The organism is Crenobacter oryzisoli (genome assembly GCF_030385785.1).
Classification (GTDB): Bacteria; Pseudomonadota; Gammaproteobacteria; order Burkholderiales; family Chromobacteriaceae; genus Crenobacter_A; species Crenobacter_A oryzisoli.
Window position 1 is genome coordinate 15,384 of record NZ_JAUEDK010000037.1, and the last position, 25,499, is coordinate 40,882.

The window sequence follows — 25,499 nt, forward strand, 5'->3', positions numbered from 1 at the left end:
GCAGCAGACGAGAGAACATGGGGCGACTGCCCCACCATTCAGAACTAGACTAGCAAGGCGCCCACGGGCGCCTCTATATTCACGGGTCGTGAAGATACCTCTTATCACCTCTGTTGCCGGTACAGCCGCCAGTATGGCGCGAGTCTGGTCGATCAACGCTTGATACGTCGCGCTTGCCATATCCGGAAAATTCTCGGCCTCGGCAACCAGTAGTTTGAGCAGGGCGGAGACCCTGTTCACCCAGATCTGAGTTCGGTAGGCGACGCAACGCCCGCACCGGATCCTCCGGCTGTCCATATCACAATGACAGAACTGTCATTTTCATGAGGGATTTGCTAGCATTCCAAGCAATGACCATCAAAGCCCAACCTTGCCCGCATCATGTCCCAAGCTCAGCAAACCGACCCGATCAATCACCGCACCCTAGTAGGCCGGCAACGGCGCGAACGCACCCGCCAGAAAATCCTCAATGCCGCCCTAAAGGTGTTTGCGCTCAAGGGGCCGGAGGCGCCGGTGATCGAAGACTTCATCGCCGAAGCAGGCATCGCGCGCGGCACCTTCTACAACTATTTCCGCACTACGCAGGATCTGCTGCAGGCCACGCTGGAATGGCTAAGCGCCGACCTTATCGCATTGATCGAAACCGAGATCGGCGAGTTGAGCGACCCGGTGTTACGGCTGACCACCGGGATACGCTTATGGCTAGGCAATGCTGAAGTCGACCCAACTTGGGCAGCCTTCTTCGCCCGTCCGGAATGCCTGGACCAGCTTCCTTTCGGCCCGGTTTTCGAACCGGTGCTTCAAGACTTGCGCAATGGACGCGCAGCGGGCCTGTTTCATTTTCCGAATGAACGCGTCGCTTTCGACCTGATCGGCGGCACCCTGATCATCGCCATGCGCAGGCACATGGGCGCCAGGGACTACCCCGGCTACGCCAACGACGTCATACGCATTTCCCTGCAGGGGCTGGGGGTCGCACCTTCCCGCATCGAAGCTGCGCTGGTACACCCGCAACCCACGCTGCGGCGAAAGCCGAAGTCACTGGCTGCAGAGTGACCCCAGCGGCCAGCCCATAAATCAATACAATTTTGTCAAAATGACAAAATTTGCCAACAAAAAGCAAATCCACGCCCGAGGCAGGTAAGCGGAACGCTGGCTCATAGGGCCTGCACCGGGTTGTCGAGTAGATCCAACGCCACGTCGACGATCATGTCCTCCTGTCCGCCGACCATCTTCCTCTTGCCCAGTTCCAGCAGGATCTCCACCGTGCTCAACCCGTACTTGCGCGCCGCCGCCTCGGCATGGCGCAGAAAGCTGGAATACACCCCGGCATAGCCGAGCGCGAGGGTTTCCCGGTCTACCCTCACCGGCCTGTCCTGCAAGGGTCGCACGATATCGTCCGCAGCATCCATCAAGGCATAGAGATCCGTCCCGTGCTCCCAACCCAGACGCTCGGCGGCGGCAATGAACACCTCAAGGGGGGCATTGCCGGCGCCGGCACCCATGCCGGCCAGGCTGGCATCGATACGGTCGCAGCCCTCTTCCACGGCGACGATGGAGTTGGCCACCCCCAGGCTGAGATTGTGGTGGGCATGGATACCGGTTTCCGTGGCCGGGTCCAGCACATACCTGATCGCCCGGAAGCGCTCGCGGATATCCTGCATGGTCATCGCGCCGCCGGAATCGACCACGTAGATGCAGGTGGCGCCATAGCTCTCCATCAGCTTGGCCTGCTGTGCCAGGTGTTCCGGGGTTGTCATGTGGCTCATCATCAGGAAGCCGACCGTGTCCATGCCCAGTTCGCGTGCGTACTCGATGTGCTGCCTGGAGATGTCCGCCTCGGTGCAATGGGTGGCCACGCGTACCACGCGGGCACCGGCGCCGTAGGCTGCCTTGAGATCGTGGATGGTGCCGATGCCGGGCAGCAGCAGGGTGGCGATTTTTGTGTGGCTGACTACATCGGCCACCGCTTCGATCCATTCCAGATCGGTGTGGGCGCCAAAACCATAGGTGAAGCTGGAACCGCGCAGGCCGTCGCCATGCGCCACCTCGATGCTGTCCACCTTGGCGCGGTCCAGCGCACGGGCGATCTGCTGTACCTGGGCAATCGAATACTGATGGCGGACGGCATGGCTGCCGTCACGCAGGGTGACGTCTGAGATATAGAGTTTCTTGCTGGATTGGAACGCCATGGTGCCTCCTCAAAGACCGATGATGGACTGTGCCATGCGCTCGGCGGTGGCCAGCGCGGCGGAAGTCATGATGTCGAGATTGCCCGCGTAGGCCGGCAGATAATGCGCGGCGCCTTCCACCTCGAGGTAGATCGAGGTCTTGAGGCCCACAAAGCGGCCCAGGCCCGGGATGTTGAGCGGCGCATCGTCCAAAATCACGTCGAACTGCACCTTCTGCTTGAGACGGTAGCCCGGCACGTAGGCGCGCACTGCCTTCTCCATGCGCATGATCGAAGCCTCCACTTCGGCCGGATCGCGGTATTCGGACAGCACGTACACGGTGTCGCGCATGATCAGCGGCGGTTCGGCCGGATTGAGCACGATGATGGCCTTGCCCCTGGCCGCGCCGCCGACCGCTTCGATCGCCTTGGAGGTGGTCTCGGTGAATTCGTCGATATTGGCGCGCGTGCCCGGCCCGGCCGACTTGCTGCTGATCGAGGCGACGATCTCGGCGTAGTGCACCTTGGCCACGCGCGACACCGCCGCCACCATCGGGATGGTGGCCTGGCCGCCGCAGGTGACCATGTTCACGTTGCCCTGGTCGAGGTGCTGCTCCAGGTTGACCACCGGCACGCAATAGGGGCCAATCGCGGCCGGCGTCAGGTCGATCAGGCGGATACCGGGCTTGAGCCCGCGCAGAAAGGCATCGTTCTTGACGTGGGCAGTGGCCGAGGTGGCATCGAACACGAAATCGATGTCGTCGAACACCGGCATGGCGGCCAAGCCCTCGATCCCTTCATGGGTAGTGGCCACGCCAAGGCGCGCAGCGCGGGCCAGGCCTTCCGACTCCGGATCGATGCCGACCATCGCGGCGATTTCCAGATGGCGGCCGTGGCGCAGCATCTTGATCATCAGATCGGTGCCGATATTGCCGGAACCGACGATAGCGGCCTTCAGTTTCTTGTCGTCACGCATGGAAGCGTCTCCTCAGATGAAACGGCAGCTGACTTCGCCGAGGCGGGTCAGGCGCAAATGCAGGCGATCTCCGGCTACTACCGGGGTCATCGGCCCCAGCGCACCGGACAGCAGCACATCGCCGGCCTGTAGCGGGCGGCCATACGCTGCCATGGCGCGCGCCAGCCACAGGCAGGCGTCAAGCGGGTTGCCAAGACAGGCGGCGCCGACGCCGATGGCGGCTTGCGCGCTGTTCTTCTGCAGCAGCATGCCTTCCAGGCTCAGATCGAGCCCGGACAGGCGGGTTGGCTGCTTGCCTAGCACGTACAGCGCGGACGAGGCGTTGTCGGCCACGGTATCGACCAGCGTGATGTTCCAGTCGGCGATGGCGGAATCGACGATCTCTAGCGCCGGCAGCAGGTATTCAACCGCCAGCAGCAGTTCGTTCAGGCTGGTATCCGGATTGGGCAGATCGCGCCCCAGCACAAAGGCGATCTCGCCTTCGGCCTTGGGCTGAATCAGCCGCACGCAGTCGATCTCACCGCCGTCCAGCACCTCCATGTCGGCGAACAGCATGCCGAAATCGGGCTGATCGACACCCAACTGCTGCTGCACCGCTTTCGAGGTCAGGCCGATTTTTCTGCCGGTCAGGCGCCGGCCGGCCACCAGCGCGTCGCGGGTGTTGATTTCCTGCACCGCATAGGCATCCTGCAGGCTGGAAATGTTGAAGGTCTCGGAGATGCGCGCGCAGGGCTGGCGGTTGCGGCGCGCCTCGGCCAAGCTGGCGGCTGCACATTCCAAGCGAGCAAGGGAATTGGACAAGGTCATCTCCTCAGCTCACCAGTTCGGTGGCCGCAGGCAAAGCCTGAACTTCGTCGGCGAGAAAGCGCAGGCTTTCGCCGTTGAAGAGCTCCGGATGCTCCATCTGCACCCAGTGGCCGCAGCGCCCAACTAGCATGACCTTGCAGTCGCGGATGCCATCGGCCAGCAAAGCGGCCGTTTCAACCGGGCAGAATTGGTCATCGGTGCCCCAGAAGCACAGGGTCGGGCAGGCAATTTCGCCCAGGCGCGGCAGCAGATTGTCGACCTTCAACGTCGAGTAGACTTGCCGCGGCTGCGTCTTGGCCACTGCCAGCCGCTCGGAAATCAGGGCATCCGGAATCTTGCTCGGGTCATATACCTGGCGGTCGAACACCTTCTTGAGCTTGGTCCAGCTCGGCCCGCCCGGCCCCAGCATGGTCCACATCATGGCGCGGATGCCCGGCATGCGCAGATAGCGCAGCTTCTTGCCCAGACCACCCGGCGCCAGCAGGATCAGCTTGTTCATGCGCTCGGCGTTTTCCATGGCGAAGCGCAAGGCCACCGCGCCGCCCATGGAATTGCCCACCAGATTGACCTTGCGCAAGCCGAGCTGGGTCACCAACGACTTCAGAGCCACCACCTGAAACGCCAGCTCGTAACGGCGATCGGCCGGCTTGCTCGACTGGCCGTAGCCGAACAGATCGAGCGCAATGGCGCGGAAGCCCGCGCGCGCGAATTCCAGCATATTGCTTTCGAAATTGCTTTGCCCGCTGGCACCGGGACCGCTGCCGTGTAGAAAAATCACCGCCGGCCCGCTACCGCACTCCTGAAAATGCAGGCGCAGTCCATCGCCCGCATCCAGATAACGGCCTTCGCTCAAAGCGAGTCTTGCCATCTTCTTATCCTTCCCATCGGCGCCGGATGCCCACAACGTGCGGCCATCGCGGCGGCACGCTTGCGTTAGAGCACGGCCATGATGCGCGGGGCCAGTTTCATCAACCCCAGGTTGCCGCTGATCTTGATCTTGCGCGTCAACGCGGCCACGTGCGGGGCCAGTTTCTTGGCACGCAGGTCGACCCACACCTTGAGCGGCGCAGTGATGGTGATGTCGGCTTCCAGACTGCCATCGCGGCAGACCACGGCGGGATCGATCGAGGCATCGATATGCACCGCCCCTTCGCCTTCGAACACAAACTTGAGACGGGCGCCGAGATTGCCTAGCTTGGTGGCTTTTTGTTCCAGCTCCGCGGCCAGAAAATCGAAATTCAGTTCACTCATTGCAGGTTTCTCCTCCGGTGGGTTAAAGCTTGTGGCCCCATTCGCTGATGGCGTCGTAGGTTTTCACTTCCCAGTGGCTTTCATCGTTGATTTCCAGCCCGCCGGTGCCGAATTCGACGTTGGAATCGCTTGGGGTCTTGGCGTAAAAGGACAGCATGCGGTCGTTCGGATGGCGGCCCATTTCCATATGGATCGGGATGTCCATGTTCTTGGCGCGTTCCAGCGCCCGGCCGACAACGTCGACATCCTTCACCTCCACCATCAGGTGGTGCATGCGGTACAGCGCAGGCACCCCGGCCAGCGCCAGCGTGTGATGGCGCGGATTGATGTGGAAAAAGGTGAACCGGATCGGAAAGCCCTGGATGTCCTGGCGGATGTAGTCGCTAACCTTGAAGTCCAGCACGTCCTTGTAGAAGGCCTCGCAGGCATCGAGGTCTTCCGCCGTGATGGCGATATGCCCAAAGCCTTGGCTACCGGTCAGGAAACCACCCGGGATATGCGGCAGAGCGGGCGGCTCGGACAGCCGCAGCGGATTGCAGACGGCTTCCAGACGCAGGCCTTCCGGATCCTGGAACCAGAACATGTCTTCCACTTGACGTTCGGCCACCTCATCCGCCGTGCCGTGCACGCACTCGATGCCGCGGCTGCGCAGGTGCTGCTCGAACGCCCGCAGTTCGGCCCGGTTGGCCACCTGGAAACCGGCGGCCCAGATGTCTTCCGTTTCACTCGGCTTGACGATGAAGCGGTAGGCCTGCTCGTCCATCCGCACCTTGAGCGAGCCGTCGGCCTGCTCATGCACCTCCATGCTCAGAAAGTCGGTGAAATAGCTGTGCCATTCATCGATCCTGCTGCTGCCGAGGATCAGGTAATTGAGATTCTTCAAATAGCTCATGGTGTTCCCCGATCAGATGAACAGCGACAGGATGTCGTCGGGGTAGTGATCCATGGCCATCTGACCCAGGGTGCTGCCCCATTTGACGCGGTTGTTGATGGCATGCACGCGGGCAGCCTGGATGTCGCAATACAGGCGCTGCATCGGCTGCGTGCTCACCAGCGAGCGGGCGCCGCTGGCGACGAAGATGCGGTCGGCGGCACGGTAGGCCAGATCGACCAGATTGCAGTGGTCGAAGCGGTAGCGGCCGCGGTCGAGCAGGCCAATATCGCCGTCGCGCTCGGCCGCCTCCATCACCTCGTTGAAGTTGGCGCGCAGTTGCAAGCGCGCGGCGCGCAGTTCGGCATCGGATTCGGCGATACGCAGCTGGGTCATCTGCTCGGCCGACCACTTCGCGCCGGTGTAGGCACTGGTGGCGTGCATGGCGGACTCGACGAACAGATCGAGCATGCGCTGCGCCGCACCGAGTGCCGGCGTGGTGATGCAGGCACCGAAAATGGTGGGAAACGGTACGCGGAACAGTGGCGCATCGGCGGTGCCGTCGGCCATGCCCGGGGTGCTGAGCATCTGGCTGGCGGCGATCGGCAGCTGGCGATGGTCCGGCACGAAAGCCTCATTCAGTTCGACGCTCTTGCTGCCGGTGCCCTTGAGCCCCATCACGTGCCAGTCGTCGATGATCTTGAAGTCTTGCTTGGGCACCAGATACGTGCGGTAGTCCGGGAACGGCACCCCTTCACGCAGGATGTTGGCGCCGAGCAGCACCCAATCGACGTGGTCGACGCCGCTGGAAAAGAACCAGCGACCGCGCAGGATGCAGCCGCCCTCGACTTCTTCCACCGTACCGGTCGGCGCATAAGAGGAAGACAGCAGCACATTGGGATTGTCGCCCCACACATCCACCTGCGCCTGCAGGGGAAAGTGCGCCAGCTGCCAGTTGTGCACGCCGACTACACCCATGATCCAGGCGCTGGATGGGCAAGCCTGGGCCAGCAGTTCCTGCACCTGGAAAATATCGGCCGGATGGCACTCGTAGCCGCCCCAGTACGATGACTGGAACATCTTGAAGAAGCCGGCCTGCTTGAAATCCGCCACCGTGCGCGGGTCCACCATGCGCAGGGATTCGGTGGTGGCCGCGCGCTCGCGCAGTACCGGCTGCATCTCGATGGCCCGGGCGATCAGCGCCTGGGCCGTAACCGTGCCCGCTTCGGGCTTCGTCATGGTGTTCATAAGGTCTCCGTCTCGTAGTTTCAGCTTGTGTGCAGCAGGTTGAAAGAACGCTCCCAGGCGCCGAGGTGGTCGGCCGGAAGTTGAAAAATGGGAGAGGACTTGCTGAGCCGGCCCTGGACGAAGGCCATCGGCAAAGCCTCGGACCCTTTCCTCATCGTTTCGACGCGGCACAGCACGATCCAGTGATCGCCGGCTTCGATTTCCTGCTCGATCTCGACTTCGATCCAAGCCACGCAGCCATCCAGAAGCGGCACGCCGGATTCGCCTGTGCGGCTGTCGAGCCCTTCGAAGCGGCCGTGCACGTTGCCGGAAGCGAAGCGCCAGCACAGATCGGATTGGAATTCAGACAGGAAATTGATGCAGCAGCGCTTGGTCTCGCGCATTTCGCGCCAGCTTGCCGAGCTCTTCTGCGGGCAGAACGCCACCAGGGCAGGATCGAGGCTGACCGAGGTGAAGGAGCCGATCACCATGCCGAGCGGCTGGTTTTCCGCATTGAGGGCGGTGACCACCGACACCCCGGTCGGCCAGAGTCCCATGACGGAACGATAGGTGTGCGCGTCGATGGGCGACGGCTGTGATGAGTGACTCATCATTGTTCTCCTCATGTCCTTTGTTCCCCTTCGGCACCAGGGGAATTCGTGTCTTCTATTGAACACAAATGTACAAACCAAACAAATCGAAGTCAAACACATAGTTTCAATTTTATTTGTTCGGTTGTATTTTGAACATATATGTTCAATTATTTTGAAGACAAGCCGGCCATGCCATGCCAGTTGTGTTCTGCATGCTGTGCAGGTCGGCTTCCACCACTGGCGGCCCTGCTGCCCGACACTACAAGGAGCCCTACTCATGACTACCGCTGCCTACGCCTATCCGCTGCTGATCAAGCAGCTACTACACACCCCGCTGTCCTGCGCGCCTCAGCAAGAAATCGTCTATGGCGACAAGGTTCGGCTGAGCTATACGCAATGGCGCGAGCGCCTCTGCCGGCTGGCGTCCAGCCTGGCCACGCTGGGCATAGGGCACGGCGATACCGTGGCGGTGATGGATTGGGATAGCCACCGTTACCTCGAGTGCTATTTCGCGGTACCGATGATGGGAGCCACGCTGATGAACGTGAACGTGCGCCGTCGCCCGAGCAGATCGTCTACACGATCAATCACGCTGGTGCCAAAGTACTGCTGGTCAACCGCGAATTCCTGCCACTGCTGGAATCGATTCGGCTGCGCCTCGAGACGGTCGATCGCTTCGTCCTGCTAAGCGATGAAACACAGTCCGACGTTCCGTCGTTCTCAGGCGAGTACGAAGCCTTGCTGGAATCCGCCAGCCCGGACTATGACTTTCCCGACTTCGACGAGCACACGCGCGCGACGACCTTCTACACCACCGGCACCACCGGACTACCCAAGTGGGTGTATTTCAGTCACCGGCAACTGGTGCTGCATACGCTGGCCGCTGCCGCGGCGCTGGGCGGCTCGGCGCAACACGGGCGCTTCCACCGCGAAGACGTGTACATGCCGATTACCCCGATGCTCCACGTACACGCCTGGGGCCTGCCGTATGTCGCCACCATGCTTGGCGTCAAACAGGTCTATCCTGGGCGCTACCAGCCGGAGCGGCTGCTCGAGCTGATCCGGCGCGAGGGCGTGACATTTTCCCAGTGCGTGCCGACCATTCTGCATATGCTGCTGACCCACCCGAGCGCCCAGGACATCGACCTGTCCAGGCTGAAGGTGGTGATCGGCGGTTCATCATTGCCGGAAGGGTTGGCCACACGGGCCCTGGAGATGGGAATAGACGTGTTTACCGGCTACGGCATGTCGGAAACCTGCCCGATCCTGACGTTGGCCCAGCCATCCTCCTCCCAATTACCGGAAGACGCACAGTGGCGCTGCCGCGCCGGGCTGCCGATCCCGCTGGTTGACCTGCGCTTGGTCGACGAAGCGATGACGTCCCTTCCCCGTGACGGCCAGCAGATCGGCGAGGTGGTTGTGCGCGCACCGTGGCTGACGCAAGGCTATCACCAGAATACCGAGGCTTCGGAAGCGCTCTGGCACGGCGGCTACCTGCATACCGGCGATCTTGGCGTGATCGGCCCGGACGGAGTCGTAACCCTGGCCGACCGGCTCAAGGACGTCATCAAGACCAGCGGCGAGTGGGTCTCGTCGTTACAGATCGAGTCGTTGATCTCACAGCACCCGGCGGTGAGCGAGGTCGCGGTGATCGGGGGGCCGCACGAAAAATGGGGCGCACGCCCGCTCGCCTTGGTTGTGCTGAAACCCGGAGAGCAGGCTACTCCAGAGAGCTTGATCGAGCTGGTAGCCAAGCAGGCCGCCCAAGGACAGATCTCGAAATGGGCGGTGCCCGAGCAACTGCGCATCGTAGCGGACCTTGCGCGGACCAGCGTCGGCAAGCTCGACAAGAGCCGTCTGCGCACGCAGTTCTCCGACTGACGGCGGGTGTATGAGTTGACGCCTAGCCCCCGGCGGTTTCAAGGCCCCCATGGGTGGCAAGGTGCGGGCGGCAAGCGGCAGGGTGGGCTTGCCGCCCTTTCAAGTTCACCTCGTCGACGCCACGATACCAAGCGCCCTGCCACTTCCCACTCAGTAGCGAAGCGGAAAGCGATTCGGCCATGACCGGCTACTTTACCAGCCAGATTCTTGCCACTTTCGGCTATAGGAAACGACTAGGCTGCCACGGTAAGGTCAAAACTGCCGCGGCTCTCTTTCCGGGCAGGCTCCTGCCCACCTTCGTGAATAGCGCGGTCGAAATGATTGACTGACTCGCTTAGCCTGGCCAGCAAGCTGTCGAGGCTATCGGTTGCAACAGCAATATTATGAGTCTGCTCGCTTTGTGCATGCGCTGCAGCTCCCACCGCCATCATGTCGCGGGAGAATTCGGCAAAGCCCTGGTGCTGGCGCTCGGCGCTGTGCGATACGCCAGCCAATACGGCGCCAAGCTTGCCCATGTACTCGATGATGTCGTTCAGTTTGACTTGCGCAGCCTGGGTATTGCCAAGGCCGGCCCCCATCTGCGTGTTGCTGAGACACATCGCATCGATGGCTTGATTGGTATCCCGCACCATCAGGTCGATTTTTCCCGTGATATCGACCGTGGCGCCCTGGGTCCGCTCGGCAAGCTTGCGCACCTCATCCGCCACCACCGCGAAGCCGCGCCCCATTTCGCCGGCGCGAGCGGCTTCGATGGCCGCATTGAGCGCGAGCAGATTGGTCTGCGCAGCGATTTCACTGATCAGCTGCACAATACCGCTCGCGCGTTCCCAGCATTTCGAGCTGGCTGGCGGCGTTGGCGACTACGCTACCGGCCATATTCAGTTCATGCATCGCTCTTGCCATCGCGTCACCACCCTGCCCCGCTACCTGGCAGGCAGCCTTGGCGACCTCGTTGGCCTCGCTCGACTGCTGAACATTCTGCTCGGTCAGCAGCGCCATTTCTTGCACGGCACGACACATTGCCTCAGCTCGGTCACTTTGCGCGGTCATGCCCCGTGTCAACACGGCGCTGCCCTGCGCGATGCTTCTGCTTTCTTGGGAAGCCAAGCGGATAGCGTGCGATGCCTGCACCATCATGTGTTCGATTGCCTTGCTGGCTCTTTCACTGGCCTGTTGCGCGCTTTCCAGTTGCTGAAAGCCACGGGCATTGGCCCGCGCGAAGGATAGTGCCAGCGCCAACACCACCACCATCACCTGCAACAAGGTCTTGCCTTGCAGCAAGGCATTCTTATCCGCCGCAACCGGCACTGCGGGCAATGCGCCAGGTATGTCGGAAAGCAGGTAGAAGGCAAGCAAGGCAGTTAGACTGATTGCCGACCAGACGAGCCCGGAGCGTCGCCCTGCAATGAAGACGGAAGCCAACGGCACGATGGCGAACCACAGACTGTTGCAGGAAAGAATCCCTCCGTTCACATACACGCCCCAGCAGATCATGCCAGCCAAGCAGATCAAAACGTACTGAGCTATGACCCCGACCGACCCGTGCACTCGCATCAGCAAAGGGGCCAGCAACAAGGCAAGGCCACCGCTTGCCGCCCCCGCAGCCAGACTGAGATGGTGCAACTGCAGATCGGTCACCGCTTCGATCGGCATGAGTAAGCCTGCGAGGACCGCCACACTCAAAACAGTACGGGCCCGGACCTGTCCATCCTTGGATTGCCGGATGCGTACTGGAATAAACCACTCGGTAAATGCAGCAACCATGAATTTGTCCCCATTATGTCAGCCAGGTTGAAGCGACGGTTCGTTGCCATACTACAATTGAGCAATGAACACAAAAACACGATACAGAACACATATGTTCAATGTAATTAAAATTTAGGCCAGGGGGGCTAGACGGCCTCACAAGTTGCAAATTGAACACAGATGACTAATAATTAACTTTTAATTAACTTTCCGATACTTGGAGACGAGCCGTGGAGCCCATGACCCCTGCCTTGAGGCGCATACACCAGGCAGCATTGCGTCTTTTTGCAGAACGTGGAGACAGCCAGATCACCATCCGCGACCTGGCAGAAGCCGCCGGCATCGCCCGTGGCACCGTTTATAACAACCTTGCCCACCCCGAAACCCTGCTGGAAGACGTCGCGGCCCAATTGGTGGATGAGATGCAACGGCGCGTGGTGAACAGCATGGAAATGGTCGAGGACCCGGTACAGCGCCTGGCGTTTGGGATGCGCTTCTTTATCCGTCGCGCGCACGAAGAACCGGAGTGGGGCCGCTTTTTCATGCGATTTGCCTTCAGCAATGCCACTCTGCGCGAGGTCTGGACCGGGGCTCCGACGAAGGACCTCGAAATGGGGCTGGAACAGGGTCGTTACAAGATCAGCACCGATCAGCTTCTTTCCGTGGTCGCGATGGTTGCCGGCAGTGTACTCGGTGCCATGCTGCTGGTTCAGGAAGGCTATAAAACCTGGCGCGAAGCCGGAAGCGACACCACGCAACTGTTACTGATGGGATTGGGGGTTGATTTAGAAAATGCCCTGTCCTACGCAGGGGCCGAGTTGCCCCCGCTGTTGCCTCTCTAATGGGCACCTCGAATAACCCGCCTTTCGGCGGAGTGTGACGTACAAACTCAGCTCTTGAGGCAAGGTCAAGGCGCTTCAGCGTAAGTTTTTCATGCTTCTTGGTCCACTTGGCGTTGGTATCTTTCTGCCGTCGCTTGGCTGGCGACCACTCGGCCGGAGTGGCCTGCTGCTGAACTAGCGCTTTCTCCTCGGCAGTCATGCCCTGACGCGGCACGGGGACGATGCTGGCATCGATCATCTGGCCACCACGGGCGATATAGCCGTGCTGGTTGAGCTGCCGATTGACCGCAGCAAAGAGGGTTTCGCTGGCATTGGCGGCGATCAGGCGCTCCTTGAAGAGCCCGATCGTGGTGCGGTCCGGAATCTGGCTGCTGTCACGCAAGCCGACGAAACGCTGAAAGCTCAGGCGGTCGAGCAGGTGGAACTCCATCTGTTCATCGCTGAGGTTGAACAGTTGCTGAATCAGCAGGACCCTTACCATCAGTTCGGTAGGGAACGGCGGGCGCCCGCCACGCTCGCGGCTAGGGCGAGGGGCGGCACGGTCGATCTCGGCGGCCAGGACGGCAAAGTCGACATGCTCCTGCAGGGTATGCAGCACATCCCCGAGCTTGTCGAGTTTGGCTTCTCGCTCTTGTCCGGCAAACAGGCTGTTCTTGATGATGCTCGAACGCTCCGATGAGTCATGTTTCCATCGTGCCATGAACTGGGGTTTTTCGAGGTGCCCACCCGTAGTGAATGTGACCGGCCGCCGTTTCTCGCTGAACATGATCTCGGCAGTCAACCCGCGCGGCGACTTCCGGTTCATGGTGCATGAGGGGTCAGTGACGGCGATGGTGTTTCGCGAGTTTCTGAAGCGGCTGATGATTGGAGCGGAAAAGCCGGTGTTTGTGATCGTCGACGGCCACCCGATCCACAAGGCGAAGCTGGTTAGGGACTATGTGGAAAGCTTGGAAGGCAAGCTCAAACTGTTCTACTTGCCGCCTTACTCGCCGCAACTGAATCCGGATGAACAGGTCTGGGCGCACGTGAAACGCCAGGTGTCAAAGCGTCTGGTGCAAAACCATGAGGAAATGAAGCGACTAGCGATCGGCGCCTTACGCCGAATCCAAAAGCTGCCTCGGCTGGTGAAATCGCTCTTCCACCAGCCTGAGTGCCAATATGCCTGCCAGTGACAATACTTTTGCAAAGCTTAGTAAATAGTGAGGATATTGGCTCAGGATCGCCCTGAGGGGAAATTCTCACCAGCAGAATGTCCAATCTTAAGGAGGGCAGGTTTGGAATGGTCAAGCCGAGAACTGCGCCACACACTTCTGCATGCGAACCACCATGTCATTCAGGCTATTTACCGTGGCATTGGTTTGGTTCACAACAGTCAAGTTTTGCTCGGTCATCGAAGCAATCCGTTCCATATTCGGTGCCATCTGGGACAGGGCCTGCTGCTGCTCCTGGGAGGAGTGGAAGATGTCGCTCACCATAGCCATGGTGTTCGCCATTTGGGTATTGATCTCCCGTAGGGAGTTCTGGGAATCCTGAACCAGCAAGACCCCACTCTCAACCTGAACGGCCCCTGAGCTCATCCCTGACACCGCCTTACTGGTTTCTTCCTGGACCGATTGAATCATGACGCTTATTTCCTGAGTGGCCTTGCCCGTGCGTTCCGCTAGCTTGCGCACTTCGTCGGCTACGACGGCAAAGCCACGACCCGCTTCGCCGGCTCGAGCTGCCTCGATGGCTGCATTCAGGGCCAGTAGGTTGGTTTGGTCGGCAATTTCCTTGATAACCCCCGTAATCCGGGAAATTTCCTTGGATTTTTCTCCTAGCTGCCCCACCTGAACGGCAGAAGTCTTCACCGCATTGGCCAAGGAAAGAATGGAGGAGCAAGCCTGTTCTGACAACTCGGCACCTTGGGCGGAGAGTTCTGCCGCTAAGCCCGCAGAATCACGGGTCGACGCGGCGTATGTAGCCACTTCACCATTGGCAACCGTGATTTGCTCGATGCCAGCAGCGGCGGACGATGTGGCTTCGCTCTGAACGCGCGCTGCTTCATTTACTTTGAGGACCCCTCGGTGGACCTCATGGGCTACCTGTTGGACCTGACAAACCGTATCGCCGATCCCCTGAACGGTGGCTTGAATCGAAGAAACAAAGCGGTCTATCTTGTGGACAATTTCGCCCAATTGATCCTGGCGACCAAGGCCGAAGCGCTTCTTTAGATCCCCGCTGATCAGCAGGTGCTCTAGATAATCTGAGGTAGCAGACAGATCGCTCCGAAGGCGGGGCAGAGAGTAAAGGAGAAAAAAAAGGGCCAGCACGGTGCTAAGCGCGGCCAGGACTTGCAAGACCGGAAGCACCTGGGCCATAGGTAGAACGCTACCAGCTAGGACACCGCCACTGAGCAGTAATACCATCAGGCCTATGAGCAAGGACTGGGGCCCCAATCCGGAAAAGACAGTGAACAGCGGTCTTCGGGCAGGAACAACCCGGCCATGTTCGATACGGACGGAGGTGTCGCCATTCTTGATCCGCTGATAAACAGCTGCAACGGCCTCCACCTCGTCCCGACTGGGGCGGGAGCGCACCGATTGGTAGCCCACGACCTGCCCATGCTCCCGCACAGGAGAGGCATTGGCCACCACCCAGTAGTAGCCACCATCCCGACGTCGGTTCTTGACCAGGCCTCGCCAAGGACGGCCTACCTTGAGGTTCTGCCACATATCCTGGAAGGCTTGGGGTGGCATGTCCGGGTGACGCACAATACTGTGCGGTTTCCCCAGCATTTCTTCCCGCCGGTAATCACTGATATTGGCAAAGGCTTCATTGGCCTCGATGATGATGCCATGCAGGTCCGTACGAGAATAGATAAACTGTCCTTCTGGAAGTAACGTCTCTACGCCAGTTACGGGTTGGTTATTACGCATTAAGGCTACCCTTGTTTTTCTACAGTGCTGGTTTCACATTAATTTGTAAACAAGAAAAAAGCATCGCCGTGGCTTGAGGAAGCACCGTCCCAATCTGAAATACGCTCAGATTCCGTAACCCAATAAAGAGAAGAATCATAATAATGATTCCCATGATGTGTTGCGGCCTATTTTTTTTTGGTTGACGCCAATTTTCTCTTCACTTGCCACTATGTTCATATTTCATACCACACCTGCAGAATTGGTAGCTTCTGCAGGTGCGGTCAGCCTGATTTGTTTTGCAAGCGCGGGTTCAAAAAGTAAGTGCAACAGTCAATAGGTAAATCAATTCAGTAATTTGGCGCCGTCGAACAGCAACCCGGGCTTCGAATGGCTGATGATCGACGCCACACACGCCAAGGTCCACCCGCACGCCGCTGGCTCGCCTGGCGGCAACCAAGCGATGAACTAGAACCAGCATTACGCATTTTCATCAAGATAAGCCTCCCCCACGCACCACGAGCGCCGGGGAGGCGAAGAATCAAGCCGTATGGCTCGAGGGAAGAGGGACAGTAAACCTGCCGGTCTCAGAATCTGTGCGTATAGCCGAGACCGATCAAGTTGACATGGGTGCGGTAGCTGCCGGTCAGCGTACCCGGGCTGCCGTTGACGCTGTTGTAGTCGTCATCGGTGCGATTGACTACCGCCTCCTTGAGCTTCAGATAGCTATAGGCCAAATCGAAGGTATTGCGCGCATCGATCCGATAGCTTGCACCCAGCGAATACATCTGACGGCTGGCATCCGGCAGTACGGTCAGAGCATAGCTCGAATTGGACACTGGCGTCTGGTCGTACATATAGCCGCCGCGCAGGGTCCATTGTTCGTCGAGCTTGAAGCTGGCGCCGACCGATGCGCGCCAGCTGTTTTGCCACGCAGTCTTTTGAACGACCTTGCGGTCCGGTATTTGCGCGGTGGGCATATCGATCTCGATCTCTTGCAAGCGGTCATGCCGATTCCAGGTGAGATCGCCCATGATCGCCCAACGTGTGTTCAACTGATGGTAGGCATTGAGCGAGACAGTCTCCGGCGTAGTGACATCGATCGTGGCGTTGCTGTTGGTCAGCACGGAATGGATGCCGGTATTGACCGGCGATGCAGAACCGCCCGGCAGGTTATTGGGCACAGTGAACGTGGCCGTCCCGTGCAGCTTCTGCGTGATGAAGGAGCGGTAGGCCAGGCCGATACGAGTGTCATCGCTCGGGGTGAACAGATAGCCAAGATTGAAGCCGTAGCCCCAGTCGGTTCCGCTGATGTGGACCTTGGCGTCCGGCTGATTGGCATAACTTGCGGCGGCGCCTTGGCAGGTGATGGGATCGCCCCCACCAGCCAGGCAGACTCCATACGCGACCGGCGTGAGGTCCTGGCTCTTGTCGAGCTTGACGTCCAGATATTGAGCGCTGATGCCTAAGCCGATGCTGTGGTGTTCGTTCAACTTGAAGCCGAGCGAAGGATTGATGTTTAGCGACTTGAAGTCGACGCCAGTCCCATAATAGCGGCCAGCAAAGTTGTCGTCATAGCCGATTTTGGAGCCGTAAGGGACGAATAAGCCGACACCTACCGTCAGTTGGTCGTTGACCCTGTGCGACAGATAGCCGTGCGGGATGGCCGCCTGCTTGGCATAGCTTCCTCCGGTATCGGCTGGTGAAACGGGTTGGCCGCTGCCGTTGGTGGCACCGCTGTAGCTGAAGTGCGAATGCGGATCCACCGCCGTTGCTCCGAGCGTCATCTGAGTACCGTCCAGCCGCGTCAACCCGGCCGGGTTGTAGAAAATCGTGGACGGGTCGGCTGCCTCGGCCGTACCGGCATTCGAACTACCCTGTTCCCTTACGCTCAGTACATCGAGCTGGTAACCGGATGCCCAAGCTACCTGTGCCATCCCACATGCTGCCACGGTCAAAGCCGTGTTCAGCACGATTGTGCCCTTCCTCATGACTGTCTCTCCTTTGTGGCTTGTGTGCAGCCGTCTTTGCGGCGTGCAATTACTTTCATTCATTTTGCCGATTAATGTCAAGATGACATATTTGTTTATTTGTGTTGTCTTGCGAACCGCAAACCAAGAGAAGCAGGAAGGGGCTAAAGGCTGGATAGATGGAGGCATGACGAGCGCTGCCTTTGAGGCTTTGCTTGGTCGGGGTATGGCTTACTGCTGCTGGTGACGATGCAGACGGCGTGCAGGTCAGGCTTGAGGATTATGCTTTTATCTTGTATTGCCGGAGCTGTTGCACAGTGGGACAGGAGGGGACGCATGTCATGCGCTGGGCATGCATCACTGGGATGTCTCGCGTATGCGCTGTTGTAGCAGAAGCAAGCGATGACGCTTGCTCGAGTCGGTTCACCTGATACCAGAGAGGGGGCTTGATCGGTACTGACGCGCGAAAGCGTGATCTTGCGAGCGATTGGGCGCGGTTATCGCGCGCGTGTAAATTTGCGCCGACCGCACAGGGGGGCGCCGTACGGTATTGACTGCATCGACTGAGGAAAGTGATGTCTTGTGCTGATGATAGTGATTTCTTGTTCTGATGCTTATGCCACCAAGAACCAGACTTGATGTACACGAACTGCAGACGCCGTTTCTAACTGGCCACGATGACAGTGATAACTGGCTAGTTTCGTCCTCTAATGCTGGTCCTAGCCAAATAAGTGAAGCCCAGAGGCTAGCTCGAAAGCAACGGGACAGACACCGCCTAGGTGGCAGTGGGGGGCGGCAGAAATCTTGGACTGATTTATGCCGCCCCCCCCTGCGGGTCAAAATTCGGCGCTGATTGACAACGCGTAAAGCATCGTCAGCCGGTTAACTTGTCAATACCCGCCCAACTATGCTCCGCTGTGCTTCAGTTTTTGCAACAGTGCATGCGCGACAGGCTCCGAAGAGGCCGGGTTCTGCCCCGTGATGAGCAGGCCGTCTGTTACCACATGTGCCAGCCAGTTATCCGCTTTCGAGTAATGTCCGCCATTCGCCTTCAGCATATCCTCGACGAGAAACGGCACCACCTCGGTCAGACCGACCGCCTGTTCTTCGCTGTTCGCAAATCCCGTCACCGCCTTGCCAGCGACAAGCGGCTGGCCGTCCGGCGCTTTCACATGACGCAGTACGCCCGGCGCGTGGCACACGGCCGCAACCGGCTTGCCAGCCGCGATGGCGCACTCGATCAATGCAATCGAACTTGCGTCTTCCGGCAGGTCCCACATCACGCCATGACCACCGGGGTAAAAGATCGCATCGAAGCCGTCGACCGACATGTCGGATAGCTTGTGCGTCGTGGCCAACGCCGCGCGTGCTTCGGCGTCGGCTTCGAAGCGACGCGTCGCATCGGTCTGGGACGCAGGGTCGCTGCTTTTCGGATCGAGCGGCGGCTGGCCTCCCTTGACCGAAGCAAGGGTCAGTTGCGCGCCCGCATCCTTCAATGCGTAGTAAGGCGCTGCCAGTTCCTCGAGCCAGAAGCCGGTTTTGGCTTCAGTGCTGCCGAGTTGATCGTGCGAAGTGAGAACAATCAGGACTTTCATGAGAATTCCTCTAATGGTATGGGACGAATTGGCTTAGGCGTCGATGCGCGCGAAGACCTCGACTTTGAGCAGCTCTGCGAGGAGCGAACCGAACTCGGCGAGGTCGCCGATGGATTCGCGCCATGCGATATCGACCCGCGTTCGGACCTTCGTGGACTTCTTCGTCGCGACGCTGTCTGGGCAACTTCTCCTCACAGATTCAGAACGCCACCAAACGGGCGCGGTAAGCAGTGGCGGCACGGTCCAGGGCCGCTTCATCGAGCATGCGCACACCTGAGACTGCGAAGATCGGTTCATAGCTCATCCCCGCGAGGTTCGCTGTAGCCTGCAATGGCCGCAGCAACTCGCTCAGCGTGAACTGATTGTAGCCACCGGCCTCGTAGGCTTCAGCCGGCCCGCCCGTGGTGGTCGCGATCATCAGCTTCTTGCCGTGCAACTTGTCACCGTTCTCGCCGTAGGCGAAGCCGTACGCCAGCACCGCGTCCTGCCACTCCTTCAAGATGGCCGGCGTGCTGTACCAATAGAAAGGGAACTGGAGCACGATGGTGTCGTGTTCCAACAGAAGACGCTGCTCGTGTTCGGTATCGATGCGCAGGTCGGGATAACGTGCGGTCAGGTTGTGCACGGTCACGTTGGACAACGAGGCGGCAGCGTCGAGCAGTGCGCGGTTCACGCGCGACGCGCCAGGGTCGCGATGGGCGTAGACAAGCAGGATCCGGTTTGTGGACATGGTTGAGTCTCCAGGTTAAATAATGACATGCGCCGTTACAGGCTCATGCGGGCGCCGCCATCCACATCCAGCAACGCGCCAGTCGTGAAAGTGTTGGCCAGCAGGAATTAGACTGCTGCCGCGACGTCTTCAGACGTGCCGGTGCACCCGACCGGCAGATTTCTGGCCGCCGACTCGAACATTCCCCGTTTGGCTTCCTCCGGCATTCCGTCGTAGGCCGGCGTATCGACCAGCCCCGGAGAAACGACATTCACTCGCAGCGGCGCCAGTTCCTTCGCTAGGGTCATCGCCATCTGCGTGATTGCACCGTTGACCGCGGCGAGTCCAGAGGTGCCCGGCATGGCCGTACGCGAGGCTGCGCCAGTCAGCATCGCCACCGAACCATCGCGACGCAGGATCGGCAGCATTGCCTGAAGCGTCTGCCAGTAGCCGAGCAGCTTGCCTTCAAGGGCACGGCGCAGTGTATCAGCCGAAATCTCCCCGAACGGCCCCCAGGCCGCATTGCTCGAAGCCGCCAGCACCAGGTGATCGATGCGGCCAAGACGCTCGGCTGCGCTGGCAAGCGATGCCGGGTCCGTAAAATCGACAATGAGTCCCTCCGCGCGACCGGCGATTGCATCAAGCGCTACGTCGAGCCTTGCCTGCGTACGGCCCGCGATGAATACCTCGGCACTCGCGCGGGCGACGCGTTGAGCGGTTGCGAGGCCCATTCCGTTGCTGCCGCCGAGGATCAGGATGCGTTGCTGAGAGAGTGACATAGCGATATTCCCGCGAATTGAAGTTTTGACGGGTCGATTGTAAGAAGCGGCAATCCATCCGTACAATGGATTGTATTTATACAAGCAATCCATTTTACGGATAGCATGAATAATTCCAGACTCGACCTGAACCTCCTTGTCTCGCTCGATGTGCTGCTTGCCGAAGGCAACGTCACCCGCGCGGCAAAGCGCTTGGGGCTCTCGCAGCCGGCGCTGTCCGCGCAGTTGAAACAGTTGCGGAATTCGTTCGACGATCCGCTGTTGATTCCCTCCTCACGCGGCATGACACTGACCAGCCGCGCCGAAGCCCTGCGCGAACCGTTGCGCGAAGCGCTGGCCCAGATCCAGGCGTTGACGGCTGGCGCGCGTACTTTCGATCCGGCCAGCACCGGGCAGACTTTCAGGATCGTTGCCAGTGACGCAATTCATCACGCAGCCAGCGCCTTGCTTGCAGCCCGGCTCGGCAACCGTGCACCTGGATGTCGGATCGCACTGCTACCCTATGATGGCGCGCGAACGCAGGAGCAGATGGCCACAGGCGAGATCGACCTGTGGCTTGGTGCCCAGTCGTCCATGCCTCCCAATCTGCGGGCGAGGACGCTCTACGAGGAGCATTTCCTGTGTGTCATGCGGCGCGATCATCCGCTTGCAGCCCGGCCTCTCGATCTCGACCGCTTCTGTGCGCTTGAGCATGTGCTCGTTTCGCCAACCGGGGGCGGCTTCCACGGAATTGTCGACGAAAGTCTGGCCGCCATGGGGCGCAGCCGGCGCGTGACGGTTTCCCTTAATAGCTTCCTGCTTGTACCAGCCGTCATTGCCGAAAGCGAACTCGTCGCCACCGTGCCCTCCCGTCTTGCGCGCGCCTGGGCACAGCAGCTCGATGTGCTCGCTCCGCCGTGCGAAATCGCCGATTTTACCATCATGATGGGCTGGCACTCCCGCGCACATGCGGATCCGGCTCAGGTATGGTTACGACAACAATTGATGGATTTGCTGATTGGAGAGGTACAGACTGATTCAGTCTGACTAACTCTGGATGTCCGTACGGTCTCCGGGCCGTGCCCCAAATTATTGGTACAGCAATTCGTGTTGTTGGGCGATTGAGCTTGGGTGTGGATTTCGGATACCGAGCGTAGTCAGATAAACTGACATGCAGAGGTTCCGATGTACAAGATTCCACGACAAAGCTACACCCCAGAATTCAAGCAAGAAGCCATCCGGCAGATCGAGGCCGAGGGCAAGTCTCCAGCCCAGGTCGCTCGTGACCTGGGCATCTCCGAACAAACGCTCAGCAACTGGCGCAAAGCACACAAGGCCGGCAAGCTGGCCTCCGGTTCTGGTAAACCGGTCACGCCAGAGCAGATGGAACTCTCCCGCCTGCGGGCCGAGAATGCCCGCCATCAAGATGGAGCTCGAGATCCTGGAAAAAGCCACGGCGTACTTCGCCAAGAAGTCGCAGTGAAGTACGCCTGGCTCGATGGAATGCGCGCTCACTATCCCCTGCAATCCTTGTGCCGTGTGCTGTCAGTCAGCACCAGTGGTTTTGCCGACTGGAAGGCCGGCGACGGCCCGGCCTGCCCAGTTACTCACCGGAACTGAATCCGGATGAATACTTGAACGGTGACCTGAAGGCCAGAATGAGCGCAGGCGAGCCAGTTCGATCGGATGGGCAACTCCAAGGGAAAGTGCTATCTCATTTACGCTCGCTGCAGAAGCAGCCGGCCAGAATCCGGTCGCACTTCAGGCATGAGAAGATCCGCTACGCAGCGTAAGCCGCTTGTACGGTATTTGGCTGCCGGATTAATAATCTCGACTGGTTTTCCCCGATTTCAGCACGCTCTCTTAGAGGGCTGAGGACGGGTAACCGTCCTCGGCTACTCGACTTTGGGGCCATATGACGTAGTCAATTTTCAGTGAGCGCCAACAATACCATTCCGCGTCTTGAGTGCCATCAATGCGATCGGTCGTCTCTCACAACTAGACAATGTACGTCGCTTGTACTAACATTACGCCAGTTGATCTAACAAATGAGGTGCCATCATGGCTGCCACTTCACCTGTCGCCCGGTCCGCCCGCTTGGGACTGCGCGCCACACCCGAACAGGAAGTCGTGTTGCGCCGTGCTGCCGAAGTGGCACACAAATCCCTGACCGATTTCATTCTCGACAGCGCCTGCCTGGCCGCCGAGCAGACCTTGCTCGACCAGCGTCTGTTCATGGTTTCCGGTAGCCAGTACCAAGCCCTGATGGATTTGCTGGAGCAGCCAGAACAGCCCAACGAGGGGCTGCGCGATCTGTTCTCGCGTAAAGCTCCTTGGGACAAGGCATGAGCTTACGTGGCCCAGAACCTCTGGGTGCGCAGCATCGGCTGGAAGGCTTCGATTGCGGCAAGCCAGCGTTGAACGACTGGCTGCTGCGCCATACCCGGCAGGCACAAGGCAGCGGATCGGCCAAGACCTTCGTCGTGGCCGATGATGACCATGTGGCTGGCTACTTCAGTCTGACCGTCGGCCAAATCGATACCATGGATGCCCCTGAGCGTATCCGCAAAGGGATGGGGCAGTACCCGGTGCCGGTGGTGATCCTGGCGCGACTGGCCGTGTCGCAGCAGGATCAGGGGCAAGGCATCGGATTTGGTCTGCTGCAAGATGCCATACATCGCACGATGCTGATTGCCGAGCAGGCGGGCATCCGGGCGATGCTGACCCACCCTATCGACGAAGCAGCAGCAAGGTTCTACACCCGCTTCGGCTTTATCGCCTCGCCGCTGCGAGAGCAGCAATTGCTGCTGCTCCTCAAGGATGCCCGCCGCTGGGTACGCTGAACCATGAGCATTGAATCACTCCCCGACTTCTCCCCACCGGCTCGCAGCGCACTGTGTCAGGCGTCGGTTGCAGGTGCGTTGTGAGGCCGGGCGGCTCGTTTCATGCTTGAGATGGCCCCCGTGTTTCCGACAGCCGGCCAACAACATGACAGTATCCCTCAGCCCCCCGGGTCCGCCATCGTTCTCGCCAGCCCCTATTGACATGCCATAAGCATGGCATTAGCATGCCTGCCATCCTTCGGGATGACTTCCGCGGGCTGAGTCTGACAGGCCTGCACCAGCTTTCCCGCCTGAGCGATGGCTCGGGGATGTTAAGGTGGCGCGCTGACCGATCCCGTCGGCGTCGCCGCAGCGCCGGCGCGAGCGGGCCTGCATCGTGATGCCTGCACAGCACGGCCTCCGTCCGATGCAGACCCGCTCCGCTACTGTGGTGTTCCCGTGCGCGTGACCGTCACCGGCCGGCCCGGCCGCTTGCACGGAGACCGCAGCGCGCAACGCCCGCCCCTTGGCCGTCTGCCGTCCCGGCTGGCGTGCCATCCCTACCCCTTGAAGTCCCCCAGGCCGTCCCAACCGGCCGGCTAGCAAGGTTCGCCAGTCCCGTTATCCCCCGCCGCGGTGGATAAGCCGGGGGATAACCCCTTTCCCATACGCCCCACACCCCGCCGTGACGCGCCTTGCCTTGGACCTGCCTGAACATTAATCGGTCACGGTGTAGCGGCGCTGGCCGGCGGCCGCCGCGCCCTGCTGCTGCACTTCGGCCTGCTGCCGCTTGGCCACCCGCTGCTGCTGTAGCGCCTCCAGCTGTTCCTGCAGGCCGAGGCCGCGCTGCTCGGCCTGGTGCTGATCGCGCCCGCGCGCCAGTTCCTGCTGCAGCAGCGCGAGGGTGCGGCCCTGCTCGGCGATCACCTGTTCCGCCCACTGCAGCTCGGCGCGGACCTGCTGTTCGGCCTGCTGGGCCGCCACCAGGGGTAGTAAGCCCAAACCCCAGATTTTTTTGTCAGCCAAGATCCAGCTCTGCAATGAGCTCATCCAGGTTGATGAGTTTCCCTTCGCTGTGGAAAGTGTAATGCCCATTGAGCAGGATGTGCCGCCACCCCGCAGGCGACATCTGCGTGATCAAAGCCAAGGCCTTCTCGTTGCCGGTTCCCTCGTGCTTGGTCAGCAACCAGGACAGGATGGCTGAGCGACCTTGGTGATCAGTAGCGTGTCGGCAATCTGGGCCAGAATCTTGTGACGACACCATCTAAAATTAGACAGCCAGCGAAAGCACGAAAGGAGGATACGATGAGAGTTTCAGATGCAATGACGCGCGATGTGCGCCTGATCGATCCGGACAACAGCTTGCTGGATGCTGCCCGTATTATGGCCGAGGCCGAGATCGGCGCGCTGCCGGTTCGGGATAACGACCGTTTGATTGGCGTCGTGACCGACCGTGACATCGTGGTACGCGCGCTGGCGCAGGGCAAAACCGCCGACACCAAGGTGCGCGATGTAATGAGCCAGGATGTGAAATACTGTTACGAGGATGAAGATCTGGACGAGGTCGCAATCAACATGGCCGATATCCAGGTGCGTCGTCTGCCGGTGCTCAGCCGCGATAAACGGCTAGTCGGCATTCTGTCGCTATGCGACGTGGCGACACACGAAAGCCGTTCGATGGCGGGCAAGGCGATTTATGGGATTTCGGAGCGCGAGTCAACGCATACCTACCGCGGCAGCAAGCCACATTGAGTATAGAAATGCCCGCCCCGGCTAATGCCAGTCAGTTCACGCTGACTGGCATTTTTACGTGGATACTTTGCTGACCGGGCCTTACCCTGGAGGAAATCGGCAGCTCGGTACTGTCACGTTGGCAGCAGGATTGCGGGGTAAGATGAGGGATGAAGAAGAAAACCTCACGTTGCTGCTGGCCTGAAACCGCCAACCCGATCTCATACAAGGGCTACCGTTTTCTAGCGGAGGTGATCAGCTACGCGGTGTGGCGGTATTACCGCTTTCCGCTGAGCCTGCGCATGGTCGAGGAGGGGCTGGCCGTCCGGCGCTGATCGAATTGAAGGTGAACCCGCTCCAGCTCACCCCCGCAGATGCGGCTGAGCTAGCCACCTACCTGACGGAAGGCCGCAAAGCACAAAGCCCAGCTCTGAGAGCTGGGCTTGTGGTGTGGGGAGTCTGGCGGTGACCTACTTTCACATGGCGAATGCCACACTATCATCGGCGCAGAGGCGTTTCACGGTCCTGTTCGGGATGGGAAGGCGTGGGACCACCTCGCTATGGCCGCCAGACATTAACTTGTACAAACTGTCGAAGCCGAGCATCGTCACTGTTACTGACGCTGCCGTATTGAATTCAAGCGTTACTTGGTA

23 protein-coding genes, 1 rRNA gene and 6 pseudogenes are annotated in these 25,499 nt (G+C 59.9%); 11 read left to right on the plus strand and 19 right to left on the minus strand.

What is annotated here, in order from left to right:
* The first annotated feature begins 381 nt into the window (after positions 1-381).
* Positions 382-1,056, plus strand: coding sequence for a TetR/AcrR family transcriptional regulator (locus QU481_RS17125; protein WP_289831247.1), 675 nt, complete (start codon positions 382-384; stop codon positions 1,054-1,056).
* A 101-nt stretch (positions 1,057-1,157) separates the two neighbouring features.
* Here QU481_RS17125 and dmpG read toward each other — a convergent pair whose 3' ends face one another.
* From dmpG to QU481_RS23790, 8 genes are all read right to left on the minus strand, one after another.
* Positions 1,158-2,192 (minus strand): 4-hydroxy-2-oxovalerate aldolase, encoded by a 1,035-nt coding sequence (gene dmpG / locus QU481_RS17130; protein ID WP_289831248.1) that lies wholly within the window; start codon positions 2,190-2,192, stop codon positions 1,158-1,160.
* A gap of 9 nt (positions 2,193-2,201) precedes the next feature.
* Positions 2,202-3,146: an acetaldehyde dehydrogenase (acetylating) gene (locus QU481_RS17135; protein ID WP_289831249.1), complete on the minus strand. Its 945-nt coding sequence runs from the start codon at positions 3,144-3,146 to the stop codon at positions 2,202-2,204.
* Between the two features lie 12 nt (positions 3,147-3,158).
* Entirely contained in the window at positions 3,159-3,947 is a 789-nt protein-coding gene (locus QU481_RS17140; RefSeq protein WP_289831250.1) for a 2-keto-4-pentenoate hydratase, read from the minus strand.
* Positions 3,948-3,957: 10 nt separating this feature from the next.
* Positions 3,958-4,821 (minus strand): alpha/beta fold hydrolase, encoded by an 864-nt coding sequence (locus QU481_RS17145; RefSeq protein ID WP_289831251.1) that lies wholly within the window; start codon positions 4,819-4,821, stop codon positions 3,958-3,960.
* A gap of 65 nt (positions 4,822-4,886) precedes the next feature.
* A complete protein-coding gene (locus QU481_RS17150; RefSeq protein ID WP_289831252.1) occupies positions 4,887-5,204 on the minus strand; it encodes an SCP2 sterol-binding domain-containing protein in 318 nt (105 codons plus the stop codon).
* Between the two features lie 22 nt (positions 5,205-5,226).
* Positions 5,227-6,096 carry a VOC family protein gene (locus QU481_RS17155; RefSeq protein WP_289831253.1) on the minus strand — a complete coding sequence of 290 codons (870 nt, stop codon included), beginning with the start codon at positions 6,094-6,096 and terminating at the stop codon, positions 5,227-5,229.
* 12 nt (positions 6,097-6,108) lie between these two features.
* The gene (locus QU481_RS17160) at positions 6,109-7,323 is read right to left on the minus strand and encodes an acyl-CoA dehydrogenase family protein (RefSeq protein ID WP_289831254.1); all 1,215 of its coding nucleotides are present in this window, start codon (positions 7,321-7,323) and stop codon (positions 6,109-6,111) included.
* 20 nt (positions 7,324-7,343) lie between these two features.
* The gene (locus tag QU481_RS23790; RefSeq protein ID WP_346432452.1) at positions 7,344-8,174 is read right to left on the minus strand and encodes a flavin reductase family protein; all 831 of its coding nucleotides are present in this window, start codon (positions 8,172-8,174) and stop codon (positions 7,344-7,346) included.
* Here QU481_RS23790 and QU481_RS17170 point away from each other — a divergent pair.
* A pseudogene (locus QU481_RS17170) lies at positions 8,173-9,776 on the plus strand (fatty acid--CoA ligase). The gene QU481_RS23790 and the pseudogene QU481_RS17170 overlap by 2 nt on opposite strands.
* 233 nt (positions 9,777-10,009) lie before the next feature.
* On the opposite strand, the pseudogene QU481_RS17175 reads toward QU481_RS17170, so the two are convergent.
* Positions 10,010-10,576, minus strand: a pseudogene (locus QU481_RS17175) (methyl-accepting chemotaxis protein); the annotation flags it as partial.
* Entirely contained in the window at positions 10,569-11,540 is a 972-nt protein-coding gene (locus QU481_RS17180) for a methyl-accepting chemotaxis protein (protein ID WP_289831256.1), read from the minus strand. The gene QU481_RS17180 and the pseudogene QU481_RS17175, both read right to left, overlap by 8 nt.
* Before the next feature lie 221 nt (positions 11,541-11,761).
* Between QU481_RS17180 and QU481_RS17185 the strand changes: the two genes are divergently transcribed.
* A complete protein-coding gene (locus QU481_RS17185) occupies positions 11,762-12,364 on the plus strand; it encodes a TetR family transcriptional regulator (protein ID WP_289831257.1) in 603 nt (200 codons plus the stop codon).
* Between the two features lie 385 nt (positions 12,365-12,749).
* Here QU481_RS17185 and QU481_RS23915 read toward each other — a convergent pair.
* Positions 12,750-13,169 (minus strand): annotated as a pseudogene (locus QU481_RS23915) (transposase); the annotation flags it as partial.
* Between QU481_RS23915 and QU481_RS17195 the strand changes: the two are divergent.
* Positions 13,063-13,536: an IS630 family transposase gene (locus QU481_RS17195; protein ID WP_289831259.1), complete on the plus strand. Its 474-nt coding sequence runs from the start codon at positions 13,063-13,065 to the stop codon at positions 13,534-13,536. The pseudogene QU481_RS23915 and the gene QU481_RS17195 overlap by 107 nt on opposite strands.
* Before the next feature lie 111 nt (positions 13,537-13,647).
* On the opposite strand, the gene QU481_RS17200 is transcribed toward QU481_RS17195, so the two are convergent.
* Positions 13,648-15,282 (minus strand): methyl-accepting chemotaxis protein, encoded by a 1,635-nt coding sequence (locus QU481_RS17200; RefSeq protein ID WP_289831260.1) that lies wholly within the window; start codon positions 15,280-15,282, stop codon positions 13,648-13,650.
* A 358-nt stretch (positions 15,283-15,640) separates the two neighbouring features.
* On the opposite strand from QU481_RS17200, the pseudogene QU481_RS17205 reads away from it, so the two are divergent.
* Positions 15,641-15,730, plus strand: a pseudogene (locus QU481_RS17205) (IS5/IS1182 family transposase); the annotation flags it as partial.
* A 118-nt stretch (positions 15,731-15,848) separates the two neighbouring features.
* Here the strand turns inward: QU481_RS17205 and QU481_RS17210 are convergent.
* The 4 genes from QU481_RS17210 to QU481_RS17225 all read right to left on the minus strand — a co-directional run bounded on the left by QU481_RS17210 (position 15,849) and on the right by QU481_RS17225 (position 20,314).
* Positions 15,849-17,252, minus strand: a complete 1,404-nt coding sequence (locus QU481_RS17210) for an OmpP1/FadL family transporter (protein ID WP_289831261.1) — start codon at positions 17,250-17,252, stop codon at positions 15,849-15,851.
* An 884-nt stretch (positions 17,253-18,136) separates the two neighbouring features.
* Positions 18,137-18,826 carry a type 1 glutamine amidotransferase domain-containing protein gene (locus QU481_RS17215; RefSeq protein ID WP_289831262.1) on the minus strand — a complete coding sequence of 230 codons (690 nt, stop codon included), beginning with the start codon at positions 18,824-18,826 and terminating at the stop codon, positions 18,137-18,139.
* Positions 18,827-19,025: 199 nt separating this feature from the next.
* Positions 19,026-19,556, minus strand: coding sequence for an NAD(P)H-dependent oxidoreductase (locus QU481_RS17220; protein ID WP_289831263.1), 531 nt, complete (start codon positions 19,554-19,556; stop codon positions 19,026-19,028).
* 107 nt (positions 19,557-19,663) lie between these two features.
* Positions 19,664-20,314, minus strand: a complete 651-nt coding sequence (locus QU481_RS17225; RefSeq protein WP_289831264.1) for an SDR family oxidoreductase — start codon at positions 20,312-20,314, stop codon at positions 19,664-19,666.
* Between the two features lie 105 nt (positions 20,315-20,419).
* On the opposite strand from QU481_RS17225, the gene QU481_RS17230 reads away from it, so the two are divergent.
* The 4 genes and pseudogenes from QU481_RS17230 (at position 20,420) to QU481_RS17245 (ending at position 23,136) form a co-directional block, all read left to right on the plus strand.
* Positions 20,420-21,340, plus strand: a complete 921-nt coding sequence (locus QU481_RS17230) for a LysR family transcriptional regulator (protein ID WP_289831265.1) — start codon at positions 20,420-20,422, stop codon at positions 21,338-21,340.
* Positions 21,341-21,478: 138 nt separating this feature from the next.
* Positions 21,479-21,770 (plus strand): annotated as a pseudogene (locus QU481_RS17235) (transposase); the annotation flags it as partial.
* Between the two features lie 584 nt (positions 21,771-22,354).
* On the plus strand, positions 22,355-22,642 hold the full coding sequence (locus tag QU481_RS17240; RefSeq protein ID WP_289831267.1) for a type II toxin-antitoxin system TacA family antitoxin: 288 nt from the start codon (positions 22,355-22,357) through the stop codon (positions 22,640-22,642).
* Positions 22,639-23,136 (plus strand): GNAT family N-acetyltransferase, encoded by a 498-nt coding sequence (locus tag QU481_RS17245; RefSeq protein ID WP_289831268.1) that lies wholly within the window; start codon positions 22,639-22,641, stop codon positions 23,134-23,136. Before QU481_RS17240 ends, QU481_RS17245 begins: the two co-directional genes overlap by 4 nt.
* A gap of 696 nt (positions 23,137-23,832) precedes the next feature.
* Here the strand turns inward: QU481_RS17245 and QU481_RS17250 are convergent.
* On the minus strand, positions 23,833-24,141 hold the full coding sequence (locus QU481_RS17250) for a hypothetical protein (RefSeq protein WP_289831269.1): 309 nt from the start codon (positions 24,139-24,141) through the stop codon (positions 23,833-23,835).
* Positions 24,134-24,319: pseudogene (locus QU481_RS17255) on the minus strand (hypothetical protein); the annotation flags it as partial. The pseudogene QU481_RS17255 and the gene QU481_RS17250, both read right to left, overlap by 8 nt.
* A gap of 101 nt (positions 24,320-24,420) precedes the next feature.
* Between QU481_RS17255 and QU481_RS17260 the strand changes: the two are divergent.
* Both QU481_RS17260 and QU481_RS17265 read left to right on the plus strand, forming a co-directional pair.
* Positions 24,421-24,867, plus strand: coding sequence for a CBS domain-containing protein (locus QU481_RS17260; protein WP_289831270.1), 447 nt, complete (start codon positions 24,421-24,423; stop codon positions 24,865-24,867).
* Between the two features lie 149 nt (positions 24,868-25,016).
* Entirely contained in the window at positions 25,017-25,181 is a 165-nt protein-coding gene (locus QU481_RS17265; RefSeq protein WP_289831272.1) for a hypothetical protein, read from the plus strand.
* 122 nt (positions 25,182-25,303) lie between these two features.
* On the opposite strand, the gene rrf is transcribed toward QU481_RS17265, so the two are convergent.
* A 5S ribosomal RNA gene (rrf, locus tag QU481_RS17270) occupies positions 25,304-25,418 on the minus strand.
* Positions 25,419-25,499: the final 81 nt, after the last annotated feature.

What these genes read in the sequence shown, in the direction of transcription:
- QU481_RS17185 (WP_289831257.1), top strand. Translation starts at nt 11,762, where the DNA reads ATGACCCCTGCCTTGAGGCGCATACACCAGGCAGCATTGCGTCTTTTT.
- QU481_RS17245 (WP_289831268.1), top strand. Translation starts at nt 22,639, where the DNA reads ATGAGCTTACGTGGCCCAGAACCTCTGGGTGCGCAGCATCGGCTGGAA.
- QU481_RS17180 (WP_289831256.1), bottom strand. Translation starts at nt 11,540, where the DNA reads ATGGTTGCTGCATTTACCGAGTGGTTTATTCCAGTACGCATCCGGCAA.
- QU481_RS17125 (WP_289831247.1), top strand. Translation starts at nt 382, where the DNA reads ATGTCCCAAGCTCAGCAAACCGACCCGATCAATCACCGCACCCTAGTA.
- QU481_RS17215 (WP_289831262.1), bottom strand. Translation starts at nt 18,826, where the DNA reads ATGAAAGTCCTGATTGTTCTCACTTCGCACGATCAACTCGGCAGCACT.
- QU481_RS17200 (WP_289831260.1), bottom strand. Translation starts at nt 15,282, where the DNA reads ATGCGTAATAACCAACCCGTAACTGGCGTAGAGACGTTACTTCCAGAA.
- QU481_RS17155 (WP_289831253.1), bottom strand. Translation starts at nt 6,096, where the DNA reads ATGAGCTATTTGAAGAATCTCAATTACCTGATCCTCGGCAGCAGCAGG.
- QU481_RS17135 (WP_289831249.1), bottom strand. Translation starts at nt 3,146, where the DNA reads ATGCGTGACGACAAGAAACTGAAGGCCGCTATCGTCGGTTCCGGCAAT.
- QU481_RS17260 (WP_289831270.1), top strand. Translation starts at nt 24,421, where the DNA reads ATGAGAGTTTCAGATGCAATGACGCGCGATGTGCGCCTGATCGATCCG.
- QU481_RS17230 (WP_289831265.1), top strand. Translation starts at nt 20,420, where the DNA reads ATGAATAATTCCAGACTCGACCTGAACCTCCTTGTCTCGCTCGATGTG.
- QU481_RS17150 (WP_289831252.1), bottom strand. Translation starts at nt 5,204, where the DNA reads ATGAGTGAACTGAATTTCGATTTTCTGGCCGCGGAGCTGGAACAAAAA.
- dmpG (WP_289831248.1), bottom strand. Translation starts at nt 2,192, where the DNA reads ATGGCGTTCCAATCCAGCAAGAAACTCTATATCTCAGACGTCACCCTG.
- QU481_RS17145 (WP_289831251.1), bottom strand. Translation starts at nt 4,821, where the DNA reads ATGGCAAGACTCGCTTTGAGCGAAGGCCGTTATCTGGATGCGGGCGAT.
- QU481_RS17240 (WP_289831267.1), top strand. Translation starts at nt 22,355, where the DNA reads ATGGCTGCCACTTCACCTGTCGCCCGGTCCGCCCGCTTGGGACTGCGC.
- QU481_RS17160 (WP_289831254.1), bottom strand. Translation starts at nt 7,323, where the DNA reads ATGAACACCATGACGAAGCCCGAAGCGGGCACGGTTACGGCCCAGGCG.
- QU481_RS17210 (WP_289831261.1), bottom strand. Translation starts at nt 17,252, where the DNA reads ATGAGGAAGGGCACAATCGTGCTGAACACGGCTTTGACCGTGGCAGCA.
- QU481_RS17225 (WP_289831264.1), bottom strand. Translation starts at nt 20,314, where the DNA reads ATGTCACTCTCTCAGCAACGCATCCTGATCCTCGGCGGCAGCAACGGA.
- QU481_RS23790 (WP_346432452.1), bottom strand. Translation starts at nt 8,174, where the DNA reads ATGAGTAGGGCTCCTTGTAGTGTCGGGCAGCAGGGCCGCCAGTGGTGG.
- QU481_RS17220 (WP_289831263.1), bottom strand. Translation starts at nt 19,556, where the DNA reads ATGTCCACAAACCGGATCCTGCTTGTCTACGCCCATCGCGACCCTGGC.
- QU481_RS17265 (WP_289831272.1), top strand. Translation starts at nt 25,017, where the DNA reads ATGAAGAAGAAAACCTCACGTTGCTGCTGGCCTGAAACCGCCAACCCG.
- QU481_RS17195 (WP_289831259.1), top strand. Translation starts at nt 13,063, where the DNA reads ATGAACTGGGGTTTTTCGAGGTGCCCACCCGTAGTGAATGTGACCGGC.